This is a genomic window from Rhodopila sp., from assembly GCF_965276935.1.
Classification (GTDB): Bacteria; Pseudomonadota; Alphaproteobacteria; order Acetobacterales; family Acetobacteraceae; genus Rhodopila.
Genome location: NZ_CBDIBS010000004.1, coordinates 1,821,622 through 1,839,704, shown reverse-complemented (window position 1 = coordinate 1,839,704; position 18,083 = coordinate 1,821,622). Strand labels below are relative to the sequence as shown.

Below are 18,083 nucleotides of genomic sequence, written 5' to 3'. Positions count from 1 at the left end.
GGAATGACGGAACCGGGCCGGCCGACTGAAATCGGACGCGAGCAGATTGTGGATGTCGTTGGCAGCGGCGCGATGGGCATCGTCTACAAGGCACACGACCCGGCAATCGGCCGCGACGTGGCGATCAAGGTGGTGCGGATCGAGGCGGACGGCGCCGAGGCCCGCGCCGCGGCGGTCAATCGCTTCCGTCAGGACGTGCAGGCGGCCGGGCGGTGCAGCCATGCCTCGATCGTCGGCGTCTTCGATTTTCTCGACCAGGGCGGCGACCCCGCGATCGTCATGGAACTGGTGGAGGGCAGTAGCCTGCTGTTCCATCTGCGCGCGCCGGAGCGGCGTGCGGCGCTGATGATCTCGCGTATCATCCTGCGGGTCCTGGACGCCCTGGGCTATGCGCATGGCCAGGGCATCATCCACTGCAACATCAAGCCGGCGAATATTCTGCTGACCTCGTCCGGACAGGTGAAGATCGCTGGATTTCGGCATTGCGAGTGTCGCCGGCAGTTCCACCACGCTGTCCGGCGCCGTGGTGGGCACCCCCAGCTACATGGCGCCCGAGCAACTGGCAGGCGATACGGTCGATCGTCGGACCGATCTGTTCGCGGTTGGCGCCATTCTGCATGAAATGCTGTCCGGGCGGCCGCCATTCGCAGGCCGCACCGTCGCCGAAACGCTGATGCGCGTGTCTGCGCCGGATGCCGCCGATCTCGGACCGGTCATGGCAGCCGGGGGTCAGGCTTATCTCGGAGTCCTGCGGCGGGCCCTTGCCAAGGATCGGATGCATCGCTTCCAGTCAGCCGACGAATTCGCCGCCGCGGTGCAAGCCGTGTCGTCCCGTCATGCGGCAGTGGATGCTCAGGCAACGATCGTCATGCCGTCGCACGTGTTGGCACCGGCGTTGCCGGCACCGGCCTGGGATCAGGCTCTGCTGCAGCGGGTGGAGCAGCACCTGGTGAAGTTCGTTGGCCCGATGGGCCGGCTGATGGTGATGCGAACCGCGCAGGAGACCACCAGCCCGGAGGCGCTTTACGCCAGACTGGCGCGCAGCCTGCCAAACGCGGCGGACCGCAGCCTGTTCCTGCGAGCCATCGGCGGCGGCCGGGTCGAGCCGACGCTGGGCGGCCGGGATGTGTCGCGGACGATGGGAACGGCTACCATGGCACCGAAGGAGCCGGGGAGCATGGCACCGCAGACAGTGTCGCCTGCCGCCATGACGCTTGGCGGCGCGGTCAAGATATCAGCGGAAGCGGCGGCAGCCGCGCAGGCCGCGCTGGTTCGGTCTATCCGCCCGATCGCCTGCGTGCTGGTGCGTGACGCGGCGGCGAAGGCGACCTCCGGCCGGGACTTTATTGATCTGCTCTGCACGCATGTGACAACGCCGGATGAACTGGCCGCCCTGCGCCGTCGCCTGCGCGCCGAGGTCGAGTCCAAGCTGGTTTGATACAGGACGTCTGGTCCAGGAGCAGTAGAATGGAGATCACGGCGGACGGCGCCGTAGACCGGAAAGTCGTGGGCGTAGATGTTGGTTGATGCGGCCCCCGGGCGGATCGAGCGTTACCAGGTCGCCCGACGCCGCCACGTACAAGGTGGTTTTCCCCACACTGTGGATGCTGCTGGGAAGATCATTGAGGCAAAGCGGAGAAAGATTCCCACTGCTCTGACTTCAGAGACCAGCGTCAACTCCTGTGGTTGTGGGATTTCCGGGGTTTCCCTTATTGTTAGTGTTTTGTATTGAGTGCGCAACCGGTGGCGCCGCTGCAGCACTGGCACGAGCGGTTCTACAACTTTCCTGATGCCACCACGAAGATGGATAGAATGACGTTAACGCCATCCGCTGGGTGCGCATCCATCGCATCGCGATCTGTGCCGCGTTGCTGATGACTGATCAATGTTTTGCCCAAACGAAAGAGTGAAATCAAGCTGACGTTTGGTCATGTCCTCACGCCGCTGGGTTTCGAGAAGGGGATTTGCGTTTTGCTGAGCAGTTCCGGATCGGCCGGCCTGGGCACCGGGCGATTGATCGGATGGAAGGCGACATCGCCGAGCGGCCCGTAGACATGCGTTCGTTTGATTAGCGGGTGAAGTGCCGGCGCTTTCGGTTCAGCTCGTTTATCTTGTCTGTCTAGTAGAACAGTCCAAACGACTTGTCGTGGAAGAAGGTCTGTCATACCAGGCATTCCGCGAGCCTCCACCACCGCCTGAATTCAGCCGCATGGCCGTGGCGCGTCGTCGTTCCGAGGAGGCTCTGGGTTGAAGTTCCCTGCCTGCGCCTTCGGCCACGACGGCACCACGTTCCATCGGCCGCGGCTGCCACGGTGCAATGCGGCACACCTGGGGGCGGCGCACCTGGGGGCGGCACACTTGGGGGCGATGTGCCACGGCTCGTTGCCGGTGATGGACACAGCCACGCGATTCGTCACGCCGCCGGGGCGCCGTCGTGGGCGAGGAACATTATGTCGAATAGTTCACGTTCGGCGGCGCGGGCGATATGAATGAAGTAGCTGATGTCATCCTGCTGCCGTCTGGCATATTGGAATGCCGCCATCCGCCGGCATGACCGCCAGGCTGACGCGTTGACAAATCCGGTGCGATCATGGGGTGGCATTTTACAGTGTTGGCTCCCGCACGGGAATTTCAAATAGCGCGGACTACTTAGCGTAGCGACATCAGACCGTTCTTCGCGCGCCCGGTCTTAGACGGGTCCTCGAACCTGCCAGCTCAATCCGAGCAGTTCGATTTTTCCCGGACAGGGCCTGCAAATGCGCCCTCGCTTCAATTATGCCTTGTGAACGACACAATAATGAGGCACATCGGTCAAATCGTTGCGGTGAAGCTGCAATTTGATTGACGAACCGGCTCAGGGCATAGCACAAGACTTGGATTCTCGGCCTGCTGTATCGATCAAACACCAAAGTGAGAGTGAGGAGCCTGAATGTCCAAAGCGTTTATCTCCAAGGTCATCCAGCAATCCGCTGAGTTGACTGGCGCGGCAGCCAACCGCGCCACGGGGGAATTGATGGAAGCAATCGTCAAGGAGCTCAAGAAGGCTGGCAAGTTCACACTTCCCGGATTTGGGACATTCACCGTTCGCAAGACGAAGGCGCGGAAGGGCTTGAACCCGCGGACCGGCGCTTCGATCAAGGTGAAGGCCGGCAAGACCGTTCGGTTCAAGGCATCTCCAGTGCTGAAGAAGTCGGTTTAGAGGTCACTGTCGCATTGTATTGCCCGCGGTGAAGACTGAAACACGCGACTGGCCTGGCTAGCCGACGGCGCCTCGTTTGCGGGGAGCTTTGCAAGAGCGGCATCAGGCACTAAACCATCAGGTCGCAGGTTTCTGGTAGCGGCAATGCGGAACGAGATACTGGCTTACAAGCGCGAACGGATTCTGGAAGAGGCCGTGAAGCTCTTCTATGAGCGAGGGTTTAGCGGCACGACCCTGGATGATGTCGCGACTGAACTGGGCGTCACCAAGCCGTTCATCTATACTCATTTCCGTAGTAAAGTGGAATTGCTGGAGTCGATTTGCCGCCCGACGATCGAAATGTCGCTGGAAGCCATCGCAGAGGCGGCGAGTGGTGGTGGCAGCGCCACGTGCCGACTGCGGGCCGGCGTGGTCGCCTTCACCAAGGTGGTGTTGCAGCGACAAGGCAACATCGCGGTTTATTTTCGGGAGGAGAAGAATTTCTCCAAAGCTGGCCTTGACGAAATCAATGGGCTTCGCAGGCGCTTCGACAAGGTATTAAGCCAGTTGCTGCAGGAAGGCGCTGCATCAGGGGAATTCAACATTCCAGACGTCAACGTTGCCGCCTTGGCGATCGGCGGCATGGTAAGCTGGGCGTATACGTGGCACCGGGACGACGGGCGCCTGACTGTGGACGAAATGGGCGCGAAAATGGCTGCCTTGGCTTTGCAGATGGTTGGTGCGGGCGTGGCATGACAGGATCATGTCCTCACGCTGTTTCACTCCGGCTGCCGGCAACATCTCGAGGTAGCTGACATCGGATTGTTCGTCGCGTGGGAACCGCGGTTGTTTTGCCAGACACAGGTTAGCATTCTGTTCGGACCGGCGAAAAGTACCCCGTTTTGGGGCACTTGCCGAAGCTGTCGAGCAGGTCAGGCAGCGGTGCTGCTCTCGCTACGACGACGCCGGCGGATCATGCTCAGGCCGAGCAGGCCACCGCCCAGCAGCGCCACCGTGGCCGGCTCCGGAATGGGCTCTTTTGTCAACGTATAGTTGGCGGAAACAACCTGCGCGTCGCTGGTTCCGTTAAGGTTGGCAAAAAGTGAGGAGCCGAGGCCGATATCCAGCACGGAGCCGTCCGAGAAGGGAACGTAGAGGGCGTCGGACGTCCATACCAGGGAGCCGGACGATGAGAAGTGGCCGAACAAGTTCGCCGTGATTTCCGTCACGGTGCCCTTGACAGTGTTGGACTCGTTCACTGGCGCCGTAAAGTTAAAGATGCCTTCGATGGAATCGGAGGCGTAGCTGGCAAAGGACCGAGTGTTGTCGGTGGTGTGAAACGTTGCCAACGTGATGTTTTCTACTTCTTGGCCGAGGGTCAGGGGGACGGAGAAATCAGCCGTGTTCGAGGTGACCGTCAAGGCGCCGGAGTTGGTCGTGTCAATGATGGTGAATGTTCCGGCATAGGTGATCGGATCAGCCAGAGCGGCCGTCGTCACCATGGTCAGCGCGGCGGAGGCAAGAAGAAAGGATTTAAAGTTGCGAGACATTTTGGTTGGCTCCTGAGGCGTTAAGTGCCAACAACCAAGTGCAATCAGCGTGCCAATAGTATAACGCATACAATTATATGCGGTTTTCGGATAATATACTATATGATGTGCTGCTGTTCGCGTTCCTGGCATATACCAACAGACATTTGTACTCGTTGTTCACGCCTGCGTCGTGCATCAACATTTTACATGTGACTTCATTTGAATAGTGATGCTTGGCGATACTGAGACACGGTGAGTGTATGCGTAGGTGTGCATTTCTTGGTTGAATATATGCAGTCGTATGACTCTGCTATGCTATGGTATGCTTGCCAGACATAATACTGATCCTTGACCCAAAGTGGTCGTGTCGAAGGACTTTACATGTTGGCCGCGTTGAGCACTGTCGCCAGCGACCAATCGCCCTGCAGGCACCCCGGCGGCACGGACCGCACGTTCGGATTCGAAACTGTTAGGCCAGGGCTCTGCCCTGGACCCGCAAAGGGGGCTAGCCCCCTTTGATCCCGCTCTTGAGGGGATTGCGGGGCAGGGAGCGACCGAGGCACTTGCCGTCCGGAGTAGCCCGCTCTCCCGCAAACCCTTAAATGGGTTCCAAGGGCGTCAGCCCTTGGCGGGGTCGAGGGACGGAGTCCTCGCCTGGCTTGTCTTGCCGCGACCCGGAACAAGATCGGAGGACTAATCCATGAGCGCCATCACGATGAACTTCGCCTCGCCGCGCCTGTTGCTGATCGAAGCCGGCGCGGTGCGGCGGATCGCCGAGGTGCTGGGCAAGTTCGGGTTGTCCCGGCCGCTGGTGGTGACGGATCCGTTCATGGTCAGCTCGGGCCACGTGCGGCATTGCCTGGATCCGCTGGCGGCCGCCGGCCTGGTTGTCTCGGTGTTCAGCGATACCGTGCCCGACCCGACCGATACGGTGGTCGAGGCCGGTGTCGCGTTGTTGCTCCAGGGCGACTACGACTGCCTGATCGGATTCGGCGGCGGCTCGCCGATCGATACCGCCAAGGCGATGGCGATCCTGGCGGCGGCCGGCAACGGCCCTGGCGGAAAGATGCGCGACTACAAGGCGCCGTTCGCGGCCGACCAGGGGAAACTGCCGGTGATCGCCATTCCGACCACCGCCGGCACCGGCAGCGAATGCACCCGCTTCACCGTCATCACCGACACCGAGCGCGACGAGAAGATGCTGATCGCCGGCCTGGGCGCCCTGCCGCTGGCGGCGCTGGTGGATTACGAGCTGACCTACTCGGTGCCGCCGCGCACCACCGCCGATACCGGCGTGGACAGCCTGACGCACGCGCTGGAGGCCTATGTGTCCAAACGCGCCAACCCGCTATCCGACGCGCTGGCGCTATCGGCGATGGCGCTGATCGGCGCGAACATCCGGGCGGCCTTCGCGGAGCCCAGGAATGCCGCGGCGCGGGAGGCGATGATGCTAGGGGCCAGCGAGGCCGGCCTGGCGTTCTCCAACAGCTCGGTGGCATTGGTGCACGGCATGTCGCGGCCGATCGGGGCGCATTTCCACGTGCCGCACGGACTGTCGAACGCCATGCTGCTGCCGGCGATCACGCGGTTCTCGGTGGCTGGGGCGGAGGCGCGGTATGCCGAGGCGGCGCGGCGGATCGGCTTCGCCTTGCCGGCGGATCAGAATGCGGCGGCGGCGGCGAAGCTGGTAACGGGGCTGGAGGCGCTGAACCGCGACCTGGCGGTGCCGACGCCGGCGGCCTATGGGATCGATGAGGCGGCGTGGACCGCGAAGCTGGCGCTGATGGCGGAGCAAGCGCTGGCCTCAGGCAGTCCGGGGAACAATCCACTTGTGCCGACGGCGGCGGAGATCGTCGGGTTGTACCGAGAGGTCTGGATTGGGGCGATGGGGAATGGGTAGCGCGCCGCGCGCCGGACACGCCGCCGTTTCGCCTCATCGGAAGACGCATAAAACTATTGCGAAAATGCTGTATTATTGTGGACGAGGCATAAGCCCACCTGGTGATCCATCAAGCCGGACATTCCGCCCGACTGAAGTGGAGAATTCCGATGAAGAACTTGTTTCTTGCGGCCTTGGCAGCTCTTAGTCTGACTGCCGCGATTGTTCCCGTGGCCAACGCCGCCAGCTTCGGTGGCTCGCAAACGACCCATCAGGGTCCCTATGACAACACCGGCAGCGCGCCGAGCGGGAACTGGCTTGAAGGTGGCGGCGGCTAATCAGCAGCGTTGATCGACCGCATCGAGGCCGGGTTCGTTCCCGGCCTTTTTGCTGTTCGGGGGGCGGCTTTTGCCGTTCGTTGAAATTACCGTCAACTTCAGAGCTGCGGCCGGCCTCCGCCGGGCATGACGTGGGGGCAAGGCCGCTTCCAAACCGAAGCCACACCAAGCCGTTGCTGCCTGACGCAAACGTGGTTAGGTGGAACGGTTCGATGGTCGATATGCACAATGTGCGACATACCAACGAAATGCCGGAGCAGCGGGTGCAGGCGCGGACAGCGGAACTGGAGGCCGCCAACCGGCGGCTGACCGCCGAGATCGCGCAGCGCCGACGGACCGAGGACGCGTTGCGAGCGCGCGAAACGCACTACCGCATGCTCTATAATCATGCACCGATCGCCCTGCACTCGGTCAACGCGGATGCCCTGCTGCTTGAGGTGAACGACACCTGGGTTGCGATGTTCGGCTACCCGCGGGAGGCCGTGATCGGCCGATCACCGGCGGATTTCATGACGGCGGAATCGGCTGAACGATACCAGGGGCGGGCCTGGCCGGAGATGCTGGCCAGCCGCGGCCAGGTGTGCGTGATGGACTATCAGTTCGTGACCCGCGACGGCCAGGTATTCGATGGCCGCCTCGCCGCACGCGGCGACTTCGACGCGGCGGGCCGCTTCAATCGCAGTTCGGCCGCCATCGCCGACATCACCGCCGAAAAACGCGCCGAACGGGACTTGCGGCGGGCGCACCGCCTGGAAGCGGTCGGCCAGCTTACCGCCGGCGTCGCGCATGACTTCAACAATTTGCTGACCGCGATCCTTGGCAACCTTGAGCTGCTGATGAAACGTCCAGCAACCGATCGGCTCCGCACGGCTCGTTTGGTCGCGGGCGCGCGGGCAGCCGCGGAGCGAGGCGCGAAGCTGACGGCGCAGCTTCTGGCGTTTTCCCGTCAGCAACGCATCACCGCCGGACCGGTCGATCTCAATCAGGTGATCCGGGGCATGCTGCCGCTGCTGCGACGCAAGCTCGGCGGCGCGGTCGGGATCAAGCTTGCGCCAGCACCCGACCTGTGGGCCGCGTTGGCCGATCGGACGCAGATGGAGCTGGCGGTGCTCAACCTTGCCATCAACGCGCGGGATGCCATGCCATGCGGCGGCACGATCACGATTGCGACGGCGCATGTCGCACGCGGCGAACCGGCGTGGCCGGAGGAGCCAGCCGCCGGCCACTATGTCTCGCTGTCGGTGTCCGATACCGGCTCCGGCATGGCGGAGGCCGTGCGGGACCGGATGTTCGAGCCGTTCTTCACGACCAAGGCGGTCGGCATGGGAGCCGGCCTCGGTCTGTCGCAGGTCCTGGGTGTCGTGAAGCAACTGCACGGGGGCTTGACGGTGCGTTCGGTCCTCGATCAGGGAACCTGCATCTCGATTTTTCTGCCACGCGCGGACGCTGCGGCGAAGATTGCATAGGTGATGCCGCCAATGACGGGGATGGCCAAGACGGCGGGGACATGGCGTGCGAAGGTTCGATTAGCGGACGACGATGCCGGCGCGCATGATCGGCATGCCGCCAAGGCGGCACGGCCATAACGACGACCGGCGGGCACCAGGGCCTGTCGCGTCGCGGGCTGGCGCGGGCCGCTTTTATCAGGGTGAAAGCGACGCGCTATGTTCCCTGATGCGAGTCCAACAGATCCTGCATGTCCGTCGCATGTTCCTCCTCGACCGACAGAATCCCCTCCAGCATCACCCGCGTCGACGGATCCTTGTCGCCGAAGTACCGGATCAGCTCCCGGTAATGATCCACCGCGATCTGCTCGGCGATCAGGTTTTCCTTGATCATGCCAACGAGATTCCCGCCCTCGGCGTATTGGGAGGCCGAGCGGGTCGCCAGTCCTTCCGGATTGAAGTTCGGCGTGCCGCCAAGCTGATCGATCCGTTCGGCCACCGCCGTCATATGTTCCTGCTCTTCCTTGGCATGTTCGGCGAATTCGGCCTTGACCGCCTCGCTGGAGATCCCGGTCGCGGTGATGGCATGCATCGTGTAGCGCAGCACGCAGACAATTTCGGTTGCCAGAACGGTCTGAAGAATCTCGATGGCGCGGTTCACGTCCCCGCCGTAGCTCTTGGTGACCGCGCCGTCGGACATGTTCTGCCTGGCACGGTCGCGCAATGTCTGAACGTCGGTGAGAAACGGCTGGCTGCTTTCGCTCGGGGTTTTCATTGCGATACCTTTTTCATTACTGGACTCGATACGAAGTGGTGCGCCGATTCGGCCTTGGCCAGACACGACGCACCGTGAACGCGATCCTGTGTATGCGGCAGCCGCCGGTGTCCTGACAATGCCTCGCGCCTGAAGCATCGTTTCCTCAGGCCAGCTTCAGCGCGTCCAGCCGGACGGTGCCGTTCTGGCTAGTGAACACCAGCGTCTGGCCGCCGCTCTGCTGCTGGGAAAAGCCGCTGATCCGCTGATCGCCGGTGTCGTAGACCTTGGTATCGCCGTCCCGCATTACCGCCAGCCGCCGCCGATCCGGGAAGCAGGCGTAGCGCATCTCGTTCTGCGCGCCGGTGGCCGAAGGATGCCCAAGATCCGACGGCCACCAATCGGATGGTTTCCTTACGGATGCCCCGTAGGGTGCCGCGTGAGCCACTGCTGGCGGCTGCGAACCGACGATGCCTGACAGGTCGTTGCACAAGGCCTGGACGCGGCCTTTCAGCGAATGGTTGAACATGTCGCCGATCATGATCATGCCGCCCGCCGACCACTGGCCCATGCCGCCGAGTTCAGGGTGGCTGAACTGCGCCATGCGTCCGCCGCCGTGACGGATTGCCTCCGCCGCCACGCGCGTCGCTTCGTCGCTTAAGCCGTGCCGGCGGCCGATGTCGTCGATGCTGTCTGCCATGTAAGCTCCTTACGCGTCCTGGGTGCGGACCGCCTGCGTCGTCGCCGGCGGTGCGTCCGTGGGGCCGTTGATGCTGACCTCCGGCTTATCGAAGGCCATGACCCCGAACTGGGTGCAGAATGCCACTTCGGCGGCGTCGCGGCCAATGCCGATGCGCACCACCCCCTCGGGCGCGGCCATCCGGGTGGGGTCGAACAGGTACCAGCCGGGGCCGGCGGGGCCGGTCAGGAAGGCCTCGAACACGGCGTGGAAATCCGCCGGCTGCAACCGCCAAGCGTAGGCGCTGACATAGCGTGCCGGAACGCCCAGCGCACGGGTCAGCGCGATGCCCAGATGGGCGAAGTCGCGGCAGACGCCGGCGCGCTGGCTGACAGTGTCGAAGGCCGAGGTCAGCGCGTCCGAGGCGCCGCTTTCATAGTCCACGTTGTCGTGGATCCAGTTGCAAACCGCCGCCACCCGCTGATAGCCGGGCGGCAGCGCGCCAAAGCCGCGGCGCGCGAACCGCTCCAGGCGGTCCGACTGGCAGTATCGGCTGGGATACAGGTAGGTCAGCACGTTCAACGGCAACTCGCCTGGCGGCACTTCGCGCACCAGCGCGGGGTTCTCGAGCGGGTGGGCGATCCGCACGGTGGCCTGGTAGGAGATCGTGAAGCCGCCAGGCGGCGCGATCAGGCGAAAATAGCGGTTGCCGCTTTCCGGCATGGTCCAGCTTTCGATAGGTATCTCGGGCTGAATGGACAGGCTCTCGGTGCTGACGGTCTGCCCGCGGAATCGCGTCGCCTGCACGTTGAAGACGAAGGGTGTGGGGGCTTGCACGCGATACCCCAGCTTGCTGGACACTGAAAATTGCATTATCGCGCTACCTCGGCGAACGGTCATGTCGCGGCGCTAACTGGTACGCCGAACTTGAGGGTCCGACGAGAATCATGGCCTTTCGCCGGACCTCGCGCCATCGTGTGAGCACACGGGTTTACTGTATGACACGTGTGCGGACATACGATGCAACGTGTGTGGAGTCACGCATGCGTGACAAGAGCCCTTGTCCCGCCAGAGCCCTTGTCCCGCCCTGGCGTTCGCGCCAGCCTTGAGTGTCTTTGAAGGAACCCAATCCGTGCAGATCCGTGCCGGCTATGACATCACCTATGAATGCGCGCAGCCCACGCCGATGCTGCTTTCGCTCAGCGTCCATCCGTCGCGCATGGATGATGTGGCCGGCCCGCACCGGATCGTCTTCGACCCGCCGATCGGTGCCAGCGAGTATCGCGACGGGTTCGACAACATCTGCCATCGCATTGTCGCACCGGCTGGTCGGCTGCGCATCTCCGCGGCGTTCACGGTGCGCGATTCCGGCGCGCCGGATGCGTTTGTTCCGGACGCCGTACAGCATCCGGTGGAGGAATTGCCGGACGACGTGCTGGTGTTTCTGCTGGGCAGCCGGTATTGCGAGACGGATCGTCTGAGCGATCTCGCGTGGTCGCTGTTCGGCAATGGCCCGACGGGATGGGGGCGGGTGCAGGCGATCTGCGACTATGTGCACAACCGGATCGAGTTCGGCTACCATCACGCAGATGCCACGCGCGGTGCCGCGTCCGGCAACATCGAGCAGCGGGGGGTGTGCCGCGATTTCGCCCATCTGGCGGTGACGCTGTGCCGCTGCATGAATATTCCGGCCCGCTACTGCACCGGCTACCTCGGCGACATCGGCGTGCCGCCGGCGGATGCGCCGATGGACTTCAGCGCGTGGTTCGAGGCCTACCTCGGCGGCCGCTGGTACACCTTCGATGCTCGGCATAATTTTCCGCGCATCGGCCGCATCCTGATGGCCCGCGGGCGTGACGCCACCGACGTGGCGCTGTCGACGATCTTCGGGCCGAGCATCCTGGCGGGATTTGATGTCGTGACGGAGGAGGTTAGATAGGTTTGGGTTGCCTGCGCCCCGGTAGCGGGCTGCTCCCGCCATGATGGGATTGGATGATGGTGGCTAACTCGCGCTAGTTCCTCGTTCGCAAATCCAGGTGGACAGGTTCCGGCGGCCATGACACGAAGAATGCCGAACGACGCGGATTGAAGACATCCACCTGACACGATCGCCCCGCAGCCCGCTGCCCCACAGGCCGCCGCCCCAGTCCGATCTGCCGCCGGCATGGCAGCTCCTTCACGCCAGCGGCAGCAGTGTCCTTGCCCTGTCCGGCGACTGGATCGCGCAGTCCGGCCGCATTCCGGTGTTTCCCACGAAGCCCCTGGCGGAGGTGGCGGCCAGCCGGACGCTGACGTTCGACATCACCGGGATCGGCCGTTGGGACTCCGGGCTGATCGCGTTCCTGTGGGACGCCAAGCGTTCGGCCATGACGGCGGGCGTGGCGGTCGACGGCAGCACGCTGCCGGCGTCTGCCCGGACGCTGCTGGAGCTGCTGCCGGACACGCTTCCACCGGTTCGGCCCGACGTTCGGCGGGGTTTTCGGCCACTGGCCCGGATCGGCGGCGGGACGCTTGGACTGCTGAGCGAACTTGGCGTCCAGACGACTTTGCTGGCCACCACCGCGAAAGGCGGCGTGCTGGCGCTGGCCGGCCGGGCGCGCATGCGGCGGGTCGATCTGCTTGGCAATGTCCGCGACGCGGGACCGTCCGCGCTGATCATCGTCAGCGTGGTCAATTTCCTGATCGGCGCCATCCTCGCGTTTGTCGGCGCCGTGCAGCTTCGCAAGTTCGCCGCCGACATATACGTCGCCAACCTGGTCGGCCTGGCCGTGGTGCGCGAGATGGCCGCGGTGATGACCGCGATCATCATGGCCGGACGCACCGGCGGCGCCTATGCCGCGCGCATCGCCACCATGCAGGGCAACGAGGAGATCGATGCGCTGACGGTGATCGGCATCCCGGTCGCCGACTACATCCTGTTGCCGTCGATCCTGGCGCTGGTCTTCACCATGCCGTTCCTGTACCTGTATGGCTGCCTGGTCGGCATGGTGGGCGGCTTCGTGGTGGCCCTGGGCATGCTGAACATCACCGGTGCCGGCTACCTGAACCAGACGCTTGGCTCGGTGCCGCTGGACCAGTTCGCCTTCGGCTTCGTCAAGAGCATTGCCTTTGCCATCCTGATCGGCGTGACGAGCTGCCGCATTGGCCTGAAGGCCGGCCGCAGTGCCGCCGATGTCGGCGTGGCGGCGACGCGGGCGGTCGTCATGGGCATCGTCGGCGTCATCGCGCTGGACGCGGTGTTCGCGGTTCTGGCGGACGTGGTGGGGCTATGACCAATCCTCGGCTGGCCACCGCTGGCGATAATGCGCTGTTGTCGGTGCGCGGCGTGACCTTGGCGTTCGGCCCGAAGGTGATCCAGCACGACCTGTCCTTCGATGTGCGGCGCGGCAGCATCTTCGCGGTGATGGGCGGCAGCGGCTGCGGCAAGAGCACGGTGCTGAAGTGCATGATCGGTCTGCTGCGCCCGCGCGTCGGCGGCATCCTGGTGCAGAACGAGGACTACTGGGGGGGCACCGAGGCCCGCCGCACCGCGATCGGCCGCCGTTTCGGCGTGCTGTTTCAAAGCGCGGCCCTCTGGAGCGCGCTGACGGTTGGGGAGAACGTGGCGCTGCCGATGCAGATGTTCACCCGCCTGGACCCGGCCACCATCCGCCGGATGGTGCGGCTCAAGCTTGGCCTGGTCGGCATGGAGGCGGCGATCGACCAGCTTCCGTCCGAACTGAGCGGCGGCATGCGCAAACGCGCCGGGCTGGCGCGGGCACTGGCGCTCGACCCGGATGTGCTGTTTTTTGACGAGCCGTCGGCCGGGCTGGACCCGATCACCTCCAGCCGGCTGGATGACCTGATCCTCAATCTGCGCGATGGTCTGGGTGCGACGATCGTCATTGTCAGCCACGAGCTGCCAAGCCTGTTCGCCATCGCGGATGATGGGGTGTTTCTGGATGCGGGGACGAAGACGGTGATTGCGCATGGATCGCCGTCGGCGTTGCGCGATCGCTGCCGCGATCCGCAGGTGGCGGCGTTCATGCGGCGCGAGCGGCGCGAGGTTTCGGCTGTCGGTTCGGCGGCCGGACGGGACCTGCTGGCATGACCGTCGAGCGCAACACCGCGGTCGGGGCCTTCGTGCTGGGCGGAACCGTGCTGGTGCTGGCGGCGATCGTGCTGTTCGGCAATTTCAACCTGTTCAAGCCGAGCATCCGGGCGGCGGTGGTATTCCAGGATTCGATCAACGGCTTGTCGGTGGGCTCGCCGGTAACGTTTCGCGGCGTTCCGGTCGGCGCGGTGGAGCGCATCGCCATCCAGTTCGATCCGGAGTCCCACATCGCGTATATCCCGGTCACGGTGCGGATCGAGCCGGGGCGGGCGGTGGTCGAGCGGCATAGCAATGCAGCGCCGATCGACCTGTCGCAACTGATCACGCTGGGGTTGCGGGCGCAACTGAACACCCAGAGCTTCGTCACCGGTCAGGCGGAGATCGACCTGGACTTCGATCCGGAGTCGGCGCCGGTGCTGCACGCGAACATCACCAGCCTGCCGGAAATTCCGACCCGTCAGTCCACGCTGCAGAGAGCCAGGGAACAACTCAGCCAACTGCCGTTGCGCGAACTGGCGGACAACACCGACGCGACCTTGCAGAGCCTGCGCGGCCTGACGGAGAAGCTGGACCAGGACCTGCCGCCGCTGGTCGAGAGCCTGCGGACCACCGCGGACCGGTCGGCGCAGGCGGTGGCGGCGGCGAGCCAGGCGGTCGGCGCGTTGCAGTCGCGGCTGGACGTCACCCTCGGCGCGATCAACCGGGTGGCGATGACCAGCGACCGGCAACTGACCCAGCGCGGCGCGGAATTGCACACGCTGCTGGCGTCGTCCAACCAGTCGATGCGGCAGGTGCGCGATCTGCTGGGTGAGCTGAAGGGCCTGGCCGCCAGCCGCGGGACGGCGCGCACCAACATCGAGTCGACGCTGACTGATCTGGCGGCCGCCACGGCCTCGTTGCGCGGCTTCGCCAACGACATCGAGCATAATCCGCAGCTTCTGTTGACCGGCCGCCGGCCGTGAGGGTATTGCGGCCGGATCACTCTCGATCGACAGATGCGTCGTCCGCGGCGGTGCCTCGCGCTTTTAATGGCAGCCGCGTCACACCGCGCGCCTCAGGCCGATCATACGCCGCCGTTGCCGGCCTCGTGATGCTCGGCTGCGCCGCGCTGCTGCCCGCCGGGTGCGCCGCGCCGCCGCTCACGCTTTATACGCTGGGCGCCCCGGCGCAGGCTGCAGACGCGTCTCCACTCGGCGCCAGGCCGGTGGTGATCGAGGTCGCACGGGTGGCCGTTCCGGATGAACTCGATACCGAGGACATCAACGTCCGCGACGGCAGCATCCTGCGCCGAAGCCAGACCGGGCGCTGGGCGAGCCGGCTTTCGGTCGGCATCACCGACCGCCTGACGAGCCGGCTGGCCGCACGCCGGCCGGATGCCTTGGTCACCGACCGGCCGCAGACCGAAGCGCCGACCGACCGGGTGCTGGTCAGCATCAGCCGCCTGGACGTGACCCCCAAGGGCGTCGCGACGCTGGCGGCGAACTGGCTGATCGTGCCACGCGACCCCGCGCGGCCCACGCGACGGGACCGCGGCTTGTTCAGCGTCACCGGGCCGGTGGCGGCCGACCAGGATGTCGTGACGCTGGAGGGGATGCTGGTGGACCGGCTAGCCGATGCGATCGACCTGAGCCGGCCGGGTCAAGGGACGTGAACCGCGCCCAGACCAGTCCGCGCAATGGACAGGCCCCACAAGCAGGGCATGGACGACTGGGGAGGCGGCGGCCCGGGATCTTCATGACAAAGCCGGCATGAACGGGCCGCTCCTCGGCGGGTCGCGATCGCACCGACTACTCGGGGCGGATTGCGTGCCGGATCGGCCGGCCTGGGCATTTGCCCTGGTGCCGGGCAGGTCCGGACGTGACGTCGTGCCAGGCGGCCCCTATCGCGTCCGCGGGATAACGAGCTGACGGCGGGTATGAACGACAATGCGCCCGCGGCGGGTCTGCCGCCCATTCTCGGCAACAAGCACCACGCCGCACCGGCGGTGTTCCGGCCGGAGAACCTGATGCGGGAGGTTCGGCGGCAGCGTCGGCTGCCCGACCAGCCGGTGCCCGAGGTCTGCATTCTTGATCCGGACGGCGACATCGTCCGGGCGCTGCGGGCCGACGGACGCGGCCAGGCATTTCCGGGCTGGGCCTGCTACCATACCGACATGCTGACCTTCGATCTGGCGGGTGAGCGGGTGGGAATAGTCGGATGCGCGGTCGGCGGGGCGTTCGCGGTGCTGGCGGCCGAACAGATGTTCGCGTCCGGCTGCCGGCTGCTGCTGAGTGTTACCTCGGCCGGTCGTATTGGCGCGGACCTGCCGGAGGCCGCGTTTTTCGTGCTGATCGACCGGGCGCTGCGGGATGAAGGCACCAGCTACCACTATCTGCCGGCCGCGGACCCGTTCGCGCATGTCCGTCCGGAGCTTGCCGAACAGGCCGCACGGAGCCTTGTCGCCGCCGGTGTGCCGATCCTGCGCGGCGCGGTGTGGACAACGGATGCGCCCTATCGCGAAACCGCCGAAGCCATCGCTTCGGCGGCCCGGCAAGGTGTGCTGGCGGTGGAAATGGAGGCCGCGGCGCTGTATGCGTTCGCGCAGGCGCGGGATGTCGCGGTGCTCTGCCTTGCCCATGTCACCAACCGGATGGCGCAGTTCGAGGGCGATTTCGAGAAGGGCGAGGCCGACGGCAGCACGGCCGCCCTGGACGCGTTGGCAATCGTCCTGCGGTCGTGGCGAGACCGGCCGGCGGTGGCGGGCTCCTGAGGCGCTGATCGTTCGGCGGCCATCTCGACCGGCGGACCTGAGGTGTTTCATTTCGTCAGGCCTGCCTCCCGCTGGCGCACCGGACAAGGCGCCTGAAACTTGGTGACCGGCCCGGAGTGGGATATCCAACGGTGGAACCCGGAAAGACAGGCAACCGCGTGAACGCTTTCCCGAAAAAATTGCTGCTGCGCGCGCTCGCCGGCGAACGGACGGAACGTCCGCCGATCTGGCTGATGCGGCAGGCTGGACGATACCTGCCGGAATACCACGTCACGCGGGAAGCCGCTGGCGGGATGCTCGGGCTGTGCAACTCACCAGAGCATGCCGCCGAGGTCACCCTTCAACCGATCCGTCGCTTCCGGCTCGACGCCGCGATCCTGTTTGCCGACCTTCCCCAACTGGCCGCCGCATTGGGGCAGGCGCTTGCGTACCGGGAAGGTGACGGACCGGTGCTCAGCCCGCCGATCCGGTCATTGCAGGACATCCGGCAACACCTCAGCCTGTCCCGTCTGCACGACGAACTGGCGCCGATCTACGAGACCGTCCGGCGTCTCTCGGCTGCCCTGCCGTCGGACGTCACGCTCATTGGTTATGCGGGCGCGCCCTGGACGGTTGCGACCTACATGGTCGAGGGCCGTGGCGGCGGCGCGTCCGAACATGCCGTTATCAAGCAATGGGCGCTGAGCGACCCGGACGGGTTCCAACCGCTTATCGACCTGCTGACGACAGCCGCGATCGAGTTCCTGGAGCGGCAGATCGCGGCGGGCGCCGAAGCCGTGCAGCTTTTCGAGAGCTGGGCGGGAATCCTGCCGGAGCCGTTGTTCCGGCGATGGTGCATCCAGCCGGTCGCCAGCATCATCCAGGCACTTCGGGTGAAGCATCCCACGATCCCGGTCATTGCCTTCCCCAGGGCGGCGGGGCTGCTCTATGACGGCTACCTGCAGGCGACGCAGGCCGACTGCCTCGGCCTGGACAGCACCGTGCCGTTGGGCTGGGCGGCGGAGAAGATTCAGCGTGACCTGGGACGCTGCATCCAGGGCAACCTCGATCCTCAGATGCTGGTGGCTGGTGGCGAGCCGATGACAGCCGAGGTTGAACGCATTCTTCAGGCAGCGTGCCACGGTCCGTTCGTCTTCAATCTTGGGCACGGCATCCTGAAAACGACCCCGCCGGAGCACGTGGACGCGCTGGTGAGGCAGGTGCGGGCGTGGCGTTCGTAGAGTATGGTCGCACTGCGAACCGTGGGACGCGCTGTTCGCAAAGGTGTAAATCATGTGATCAAGTAAGAAGCTATTATCCTGTCCCCGAAGTTTGTTCCATCGTGTGACGGACGTAGCGGATGACAGGCTGTCGCCCGGCCTGTGCAACTCGCCAGAGCATGCCGAGGAGGTCACCCTACAACCGATGCGTTTTGTGGACAGTCAAGCTGGCGACCG

At 64.9% G+C, this 18,083-nt stretch carries 19 protein-coding genes; 14 read left to right on the top strand and 5 right to left on the bottom strand.

Annotation, left to right across the window (positions count from 1 at the left end; genetic code table 11):
• Window positions 1-3: 3 nt before the first annotated feature.
• Both ACQY4S_RS24880 and ACQY4S_RS24875 read left to right on the top strand, forming a co-directional pair.
• Window positions 4-621 (top strand): serine/threonine-protein kinase, encoded by a 618-nt coding sequence (locus ACQY4S_RS24880; RefSeq protein ID WP_428487868.1) that lies wholly within the window; start codon window positions 4-6, stop codon window positions 619-621.
• The gene (locus ACQY4S_RS24875; protein WP_428487867.1) at window positions 545-1,438 is read left to right on the top strand and encodes a hypothetical protein; all 894 of its coding nucleotides are present in this window, start codon (window positions 545-547) and stop codon (window positions 1,436-1,438) included. Before ACQY4S_RS24880 ends, ACQY4S_RS24875 begins: the two co-directional genes overlap by 77 nt.
• Window positions 1,439-2,413: 975 nt before the next feature.
• On the opposite strand, the gene ACQY4S_RS24870 is transcribed toward ACQY4S_RS24875, so the two are convergent.
• Window positions 2,414-2,542: a hypothetical protein gene (locus tag ACQY4S_RS24870; RefSeq protein ID WP_428487866.1), complete on the bottom strand. Its 129-nt coding sequence runs from the start codon at window positions 2,540-2,542 to the stop codon at window positions 2,414-2,416.
• Window positions 2,543-2,929: 387 nt separating this feature from the next.
• Here ACQY4S_RS24870 and ACQY4S_RS24865 point away from each other — a divergent pair, with 387 nt between their 5' ends.
• Together ACQY4S_RS24865 and ACQY4S_RS24860 are read left to right on the top strand one after the other, a co-directional pair.
• Window positions 2,930-3,199 carry an HU family DNA-binding protein gene (locus ACQY4S_RS24865; RefSeq protein WP_428487864.1) on the top strand — a complete coding sequence of 90 codons (270 nt, stop codon included), beginning with the start codon at window positions 2,930-2,932 and terminating at the stop codon, window positions 3,197-3,199.
• Between the two features lie 144 nt (window positions 3,200-3,343).
• Complete coding sequence (locus ACQY4S_RS24860; protein WP_428487863.1) at window positions 3,344-3,934, top strand: TetR/AcrR family transcriptional regulator; 591 nt, start codon at window positions 3,344-3,346, stop codon at window positions 3,932-3,934.
• Between the two features lie 176 nt (window positions 3,935-4,110).
• Here the strand turns inward: ACQY4S_RS24860 and ACQY4S_RS24855 are convergent, their stop codons facing one another.
• Complete coding sequence (locus tag ACQY4S_RS24855) at window positions 4,111-4,728, bottom strand: PEP-CTERM sorting domain-containing protein (RefSeq protein ID WP_428487862.1); 618 nt, start codon at window positions 4,726-4,728, stop codon at window positions 4,111-4,113.
• A gap of 682 nt (window positions 4,729-5,410) precedes the next feature.
• On the opposite strand from ACQY4S_RS24855, the gene ACQY4S_RS24850 reads away from it, so the two are divergent.
• The 3 genes from ACQY4S_RS24850 to ACQY4S_RS24840 all read left to right on the top strand — a co-directional run bounded on the left by ACQY4S_RS24850 (window position 5,411) and on the right by ACQY4S_RS24840 (window position 8,393).
• Window positions 5,411-6,610 carry an iron-containing alcohol dehydrogenase gene (locus tag ACQY4S_RS24850; RefSeq protein WP_428487861.1) on the top strand — a complete coding sequence of 400 codons (1,200 nt, stop codon included), beginning with the start codon at window positions 5,411-5,413 and terminating at the stop codon, window positions 6,608-6,610.
• 149 nt (window positions 6,611-6,759) lie between these two features.
• The gene (locus ACQY4S_RS24845; RefSeq protein WP_428487860.1) at window positions 6,760-6,927 is read left to right on the top strand and encodes a hypothetical protein; all 168 of its coding nucleotides are present in this window, start codon (window positions 6,760-6,762) and stop codon (window positions 6,925-6,927) included.
• A 212-nt stretch (window positions 6,928-7,139) separates the two neighbouring features.
• On the top strand, window positions 7,140-8,393 hold the full coding sequence (locus ACQY4S_RS24840) for a two-component system sensor histidine kinase NtrB (RefSeq protein WP_428487859.1): 1,254 nt from the start codon (window positions 7,140-7,142) through the stop codon (window positions 8,391-8,393).
• Window positions 8,394-8,589: 196 nt separating this feature from the next.
• Here ACQY4S_RS24840 and ACQY4S_RS24835 read toward each other — a convergent pair whose 3' ends face one another.
• The 3 genes from ACQY4S_RS24835 to ACQY4S_RS24825 all read right to left on the bottom strand — a co-directional run bounded on the left by ACQY4S_RS24835 (window position 8,590) and on the right by ACQY4S_RS24825 (window position 10,678).
• On the bottom strand, window positions 8,590-9,147 hold the full coding sequence (locus ACQY4S_RS24835; protein WP_428488494.1) for a ferritin-like domain-containing protein: 558 nt from the start codon (window positions 9,145-9,147) through the stop codon (window positions 8,590-8,592).
• 145 nt (window positions 9,148-9,292) lie between these two features.
• A complete protein-coding gene (locus ACQY4S_RS24830; protein WP_428487858.1) occupies window positions 9,293-9,826 on the bottom strand; it encodes a hypothetical protein in 534 nt (177 codons plus the stop codon).
• Window positions 9,827-9,835: 9 nt separating this feature from the next.
• The gene (locus tag ACQY4S_RS24825) at window positions 9,836-10,678 is read right to left on the bottom strand and encodes a transglutaminase-like domain-containing protein (protein ID WP_428487857.1); all 843 of its coding nucleotides are present in this window, start codon (window positions 10,676-10,678) and stop codon (window positions 9,836-9,838) included.
• A 259-nt stretch (window positions 10,679-10,937) separates the two neighbouring features.
• Between ACQY4S_RS24825 and ACQY4S_RS24820 the strand changes: the two genes are divergently transcribed.
• The 7 genes from ACQY4S_RS24820 to hemE all read left to right on the top strand — a co-directional run bounded on the left by ACQY4S_RS24820 (window position 10,938) and on the right by hemE (window position 17,867).
• Window positions 10,938-11,744 (top strand): transglutaminase domain-containing protein, encoded by an 807-nt coding sequence (locus ACQY4S_RS24820; protein WP_428487856.1) that lies wholly within the window; start codon window positions 10,938-10,940, stop codon window positions 11,742-11,744.
• A gap of 184 nt (window positions 11,745-11,928) precedes the next feature.
• Window positions 11,929-13,077 (top strand): ABC transporter permease, encoded by a 1,149-nt coding sequence (locus tag ACQY4S_RS24815; RefSeq protein ID WP_428488493.1) that lies wholly within the window; start codon window positions 11,929-11,931, stop codon window positions 13,075-13,077.
• Window positions 13,074-13,895 carry an ABC transporter ATP-binding protein gene (locus ACQY4S_RS24810; protein WP_428487855.1) on the top strand — a complete coding sequence of 274 codons (822 nt, stop codon included), beginning with the start codon at window positions 13,074-13,076 and terminating at the stop codon, window positions 13,893-13,895. The genes ACQY4S_RS24815 and ACQY4S_RS24810 overlap by 4 nt, the downstream gene beginning before the upstream one ends.
• The gene (locus ACQY4S_RS24805) at window positions 13,892-14,860 is read left to right on the top strand and encodes an MlaD family protein (RefSeq protein ID WP_428487854.1); all 969 of its coding nucleotides are present in this window, start codon (window positions 13,892-13,894) and stop codon (window positions 14,858-14,860) included. Before ACQY4S_RS24810 ends, ACQY4S_RS24805 begins: the two co-directional genes overlap by 4 nt.
• Before the next feature lie 50 nt (window positions 14,861-14,910).
• Window positions 14,911-15,549: a PqiC family protein gene (locus ACQY4S_RS24800; protein WP_428487853.1), complete on the top strand. Its 639-nt coding sequence runs from the start codon at window positions 14,911-14,913 to the stop codon at window positions 15,547-15,549.
• Window positions 15,550-15,813: 264 nt separating this feature from the next.
• Window positions 15,814-16,647 carry a nucleoside phosphorylase gene (locus ACQY4S_RS24795; RefSeq protein ID WP_428487852.1) on the top strand — a complete coding sequence of 278 codons (834 nt, stop codon included), beginning with the start codon at window positions 15,814-15,816 and terminating at the stop codon, window positions 16,645-16,647.
• Window positions 16,648-16,805: 158 nt separating this feature from the next.
• Window positions 16,806-17,867 (top strand): uroporphyrinogen decarboxylase, encoded by a 1,062-nt coding sequence (gene hemE, locus ACQY4S_RS24790; protein ID WP_428487851.1) that lies wholly within the window; start codon window positions 16,806-16,808, stop codon window positions 17,865-17,867.
• The last annotated feature ends 216 nt before the right edge of the window (window positions 17,868-18,083 follow it).

Bases quoted from the DNA above. Each gene is read 5' to 3' on its own strand.
- ACQY4S_RS24880 (WP_428487868.1), top strand. From the start codon at position 4: ATGACGGAACCGGGCCGGCCGACTGAAATCGGACGCGAGCAGATTGTG.
- ACQY4S_RS24875 (WP_428487867.1), top strand. From the start codon at position 545: ATGGCGCCCGAGCAACTGGCAGGCGATACGGTCGATCGTCGGACCGAT.
- ACQY4S_RS24870 (WP_428487866.1), bottom strand. From the start codon at position 2,542: ATGGCGGCATTCCAATATGCCAGACGGCAGCAGGATGACATCAGCTAC.
- ACQY4S_RS24865 (WP_428487864.1), top strand. From the start codon at position 2,930: ATGTCCAAAGCGTTTATCTCCAAGGTCATCCAGCAATCCGCTGAGTTG.
- ACQY4S_RS24860 (WP_428487863.1), top strand. From the start codon at position 3,344: ATGCGGAACGAGATACTGGCTTACAAGCGCGAACGGATTCTGGAAGAG.
- ACQY4S_RS24855 (WP_428487862.1), bottom strand. From the start codon at position 4,728: ATGTCTCGCAACTTTAAATCCTTTCTTCTTGCCTCCGCCGCGCTGACC.
- ACQY4S_RS24850 (WP_428487861.1), top strand. From the start codon at position 5,411: ATGAGCGCCATCACGATGAACTTCGCCTCGCCGCGCCTGTTGCTGATC.
- ACQY4S_RS24845 (WP_428487860.1), top strand. From the start codon at position 6,760: ATGAAGAACTTGTTTCTTGCGGCCTTGGCAGCTCTTAGTCTGACTGCC.
- ACQY4S_RS24840 (WP_428487859.1), top strand. From the start codon at position 7,140: ATGGTCGATATGCACAATGTGCGACATACCAACGAAATGCCGGAGCAG.
- ACQY4S_RS24835 (WP_428488494.1), bottom strand. From the start codon at position 9,147: ATGAAAACCCCGAGCGAAAGCAGCCAGCCGTTTCTCACCGACGTTCAG.
- ACQY4S_RS24830 (WP_428487858.1), bottom strand. From the start codon at position 9,826: ATGGCAGACAGCATCGACGACATCGGCCGCCGGCACGGCTTAAGCGAC.
- ACQY4S_RS24825 (WP_428487857.1), bottom strand. From the start codon at position 10,678: ATGCAATTTTCAGTGTCCAGCAAGCTGGGGTATCGCGTGCAAGCCCCC.
- ACQY4S_RS24810 (WP_428487855.1), top strand. From the start codon at position 13,074: ATGACCAATCCTCGGCTGGCCACCGCTGGCGATAATGCGCTGTTGTCG.
- ACQY4S_RS24805 (WP_428487854.1), top strand. From the start codon at position 13,892: ATGACCGTCGAGCGCAACACCGCGGTCGGGGCCTTCGTGCTGGGCGGA.
- ACQY4S_RS24795 (WP_428487852.1), top strand. From the start codon at position 15,814: ATGAACGACAATGCGCCCGCGGCGGGTCTGCCGCCCATTCTCGGCAAC.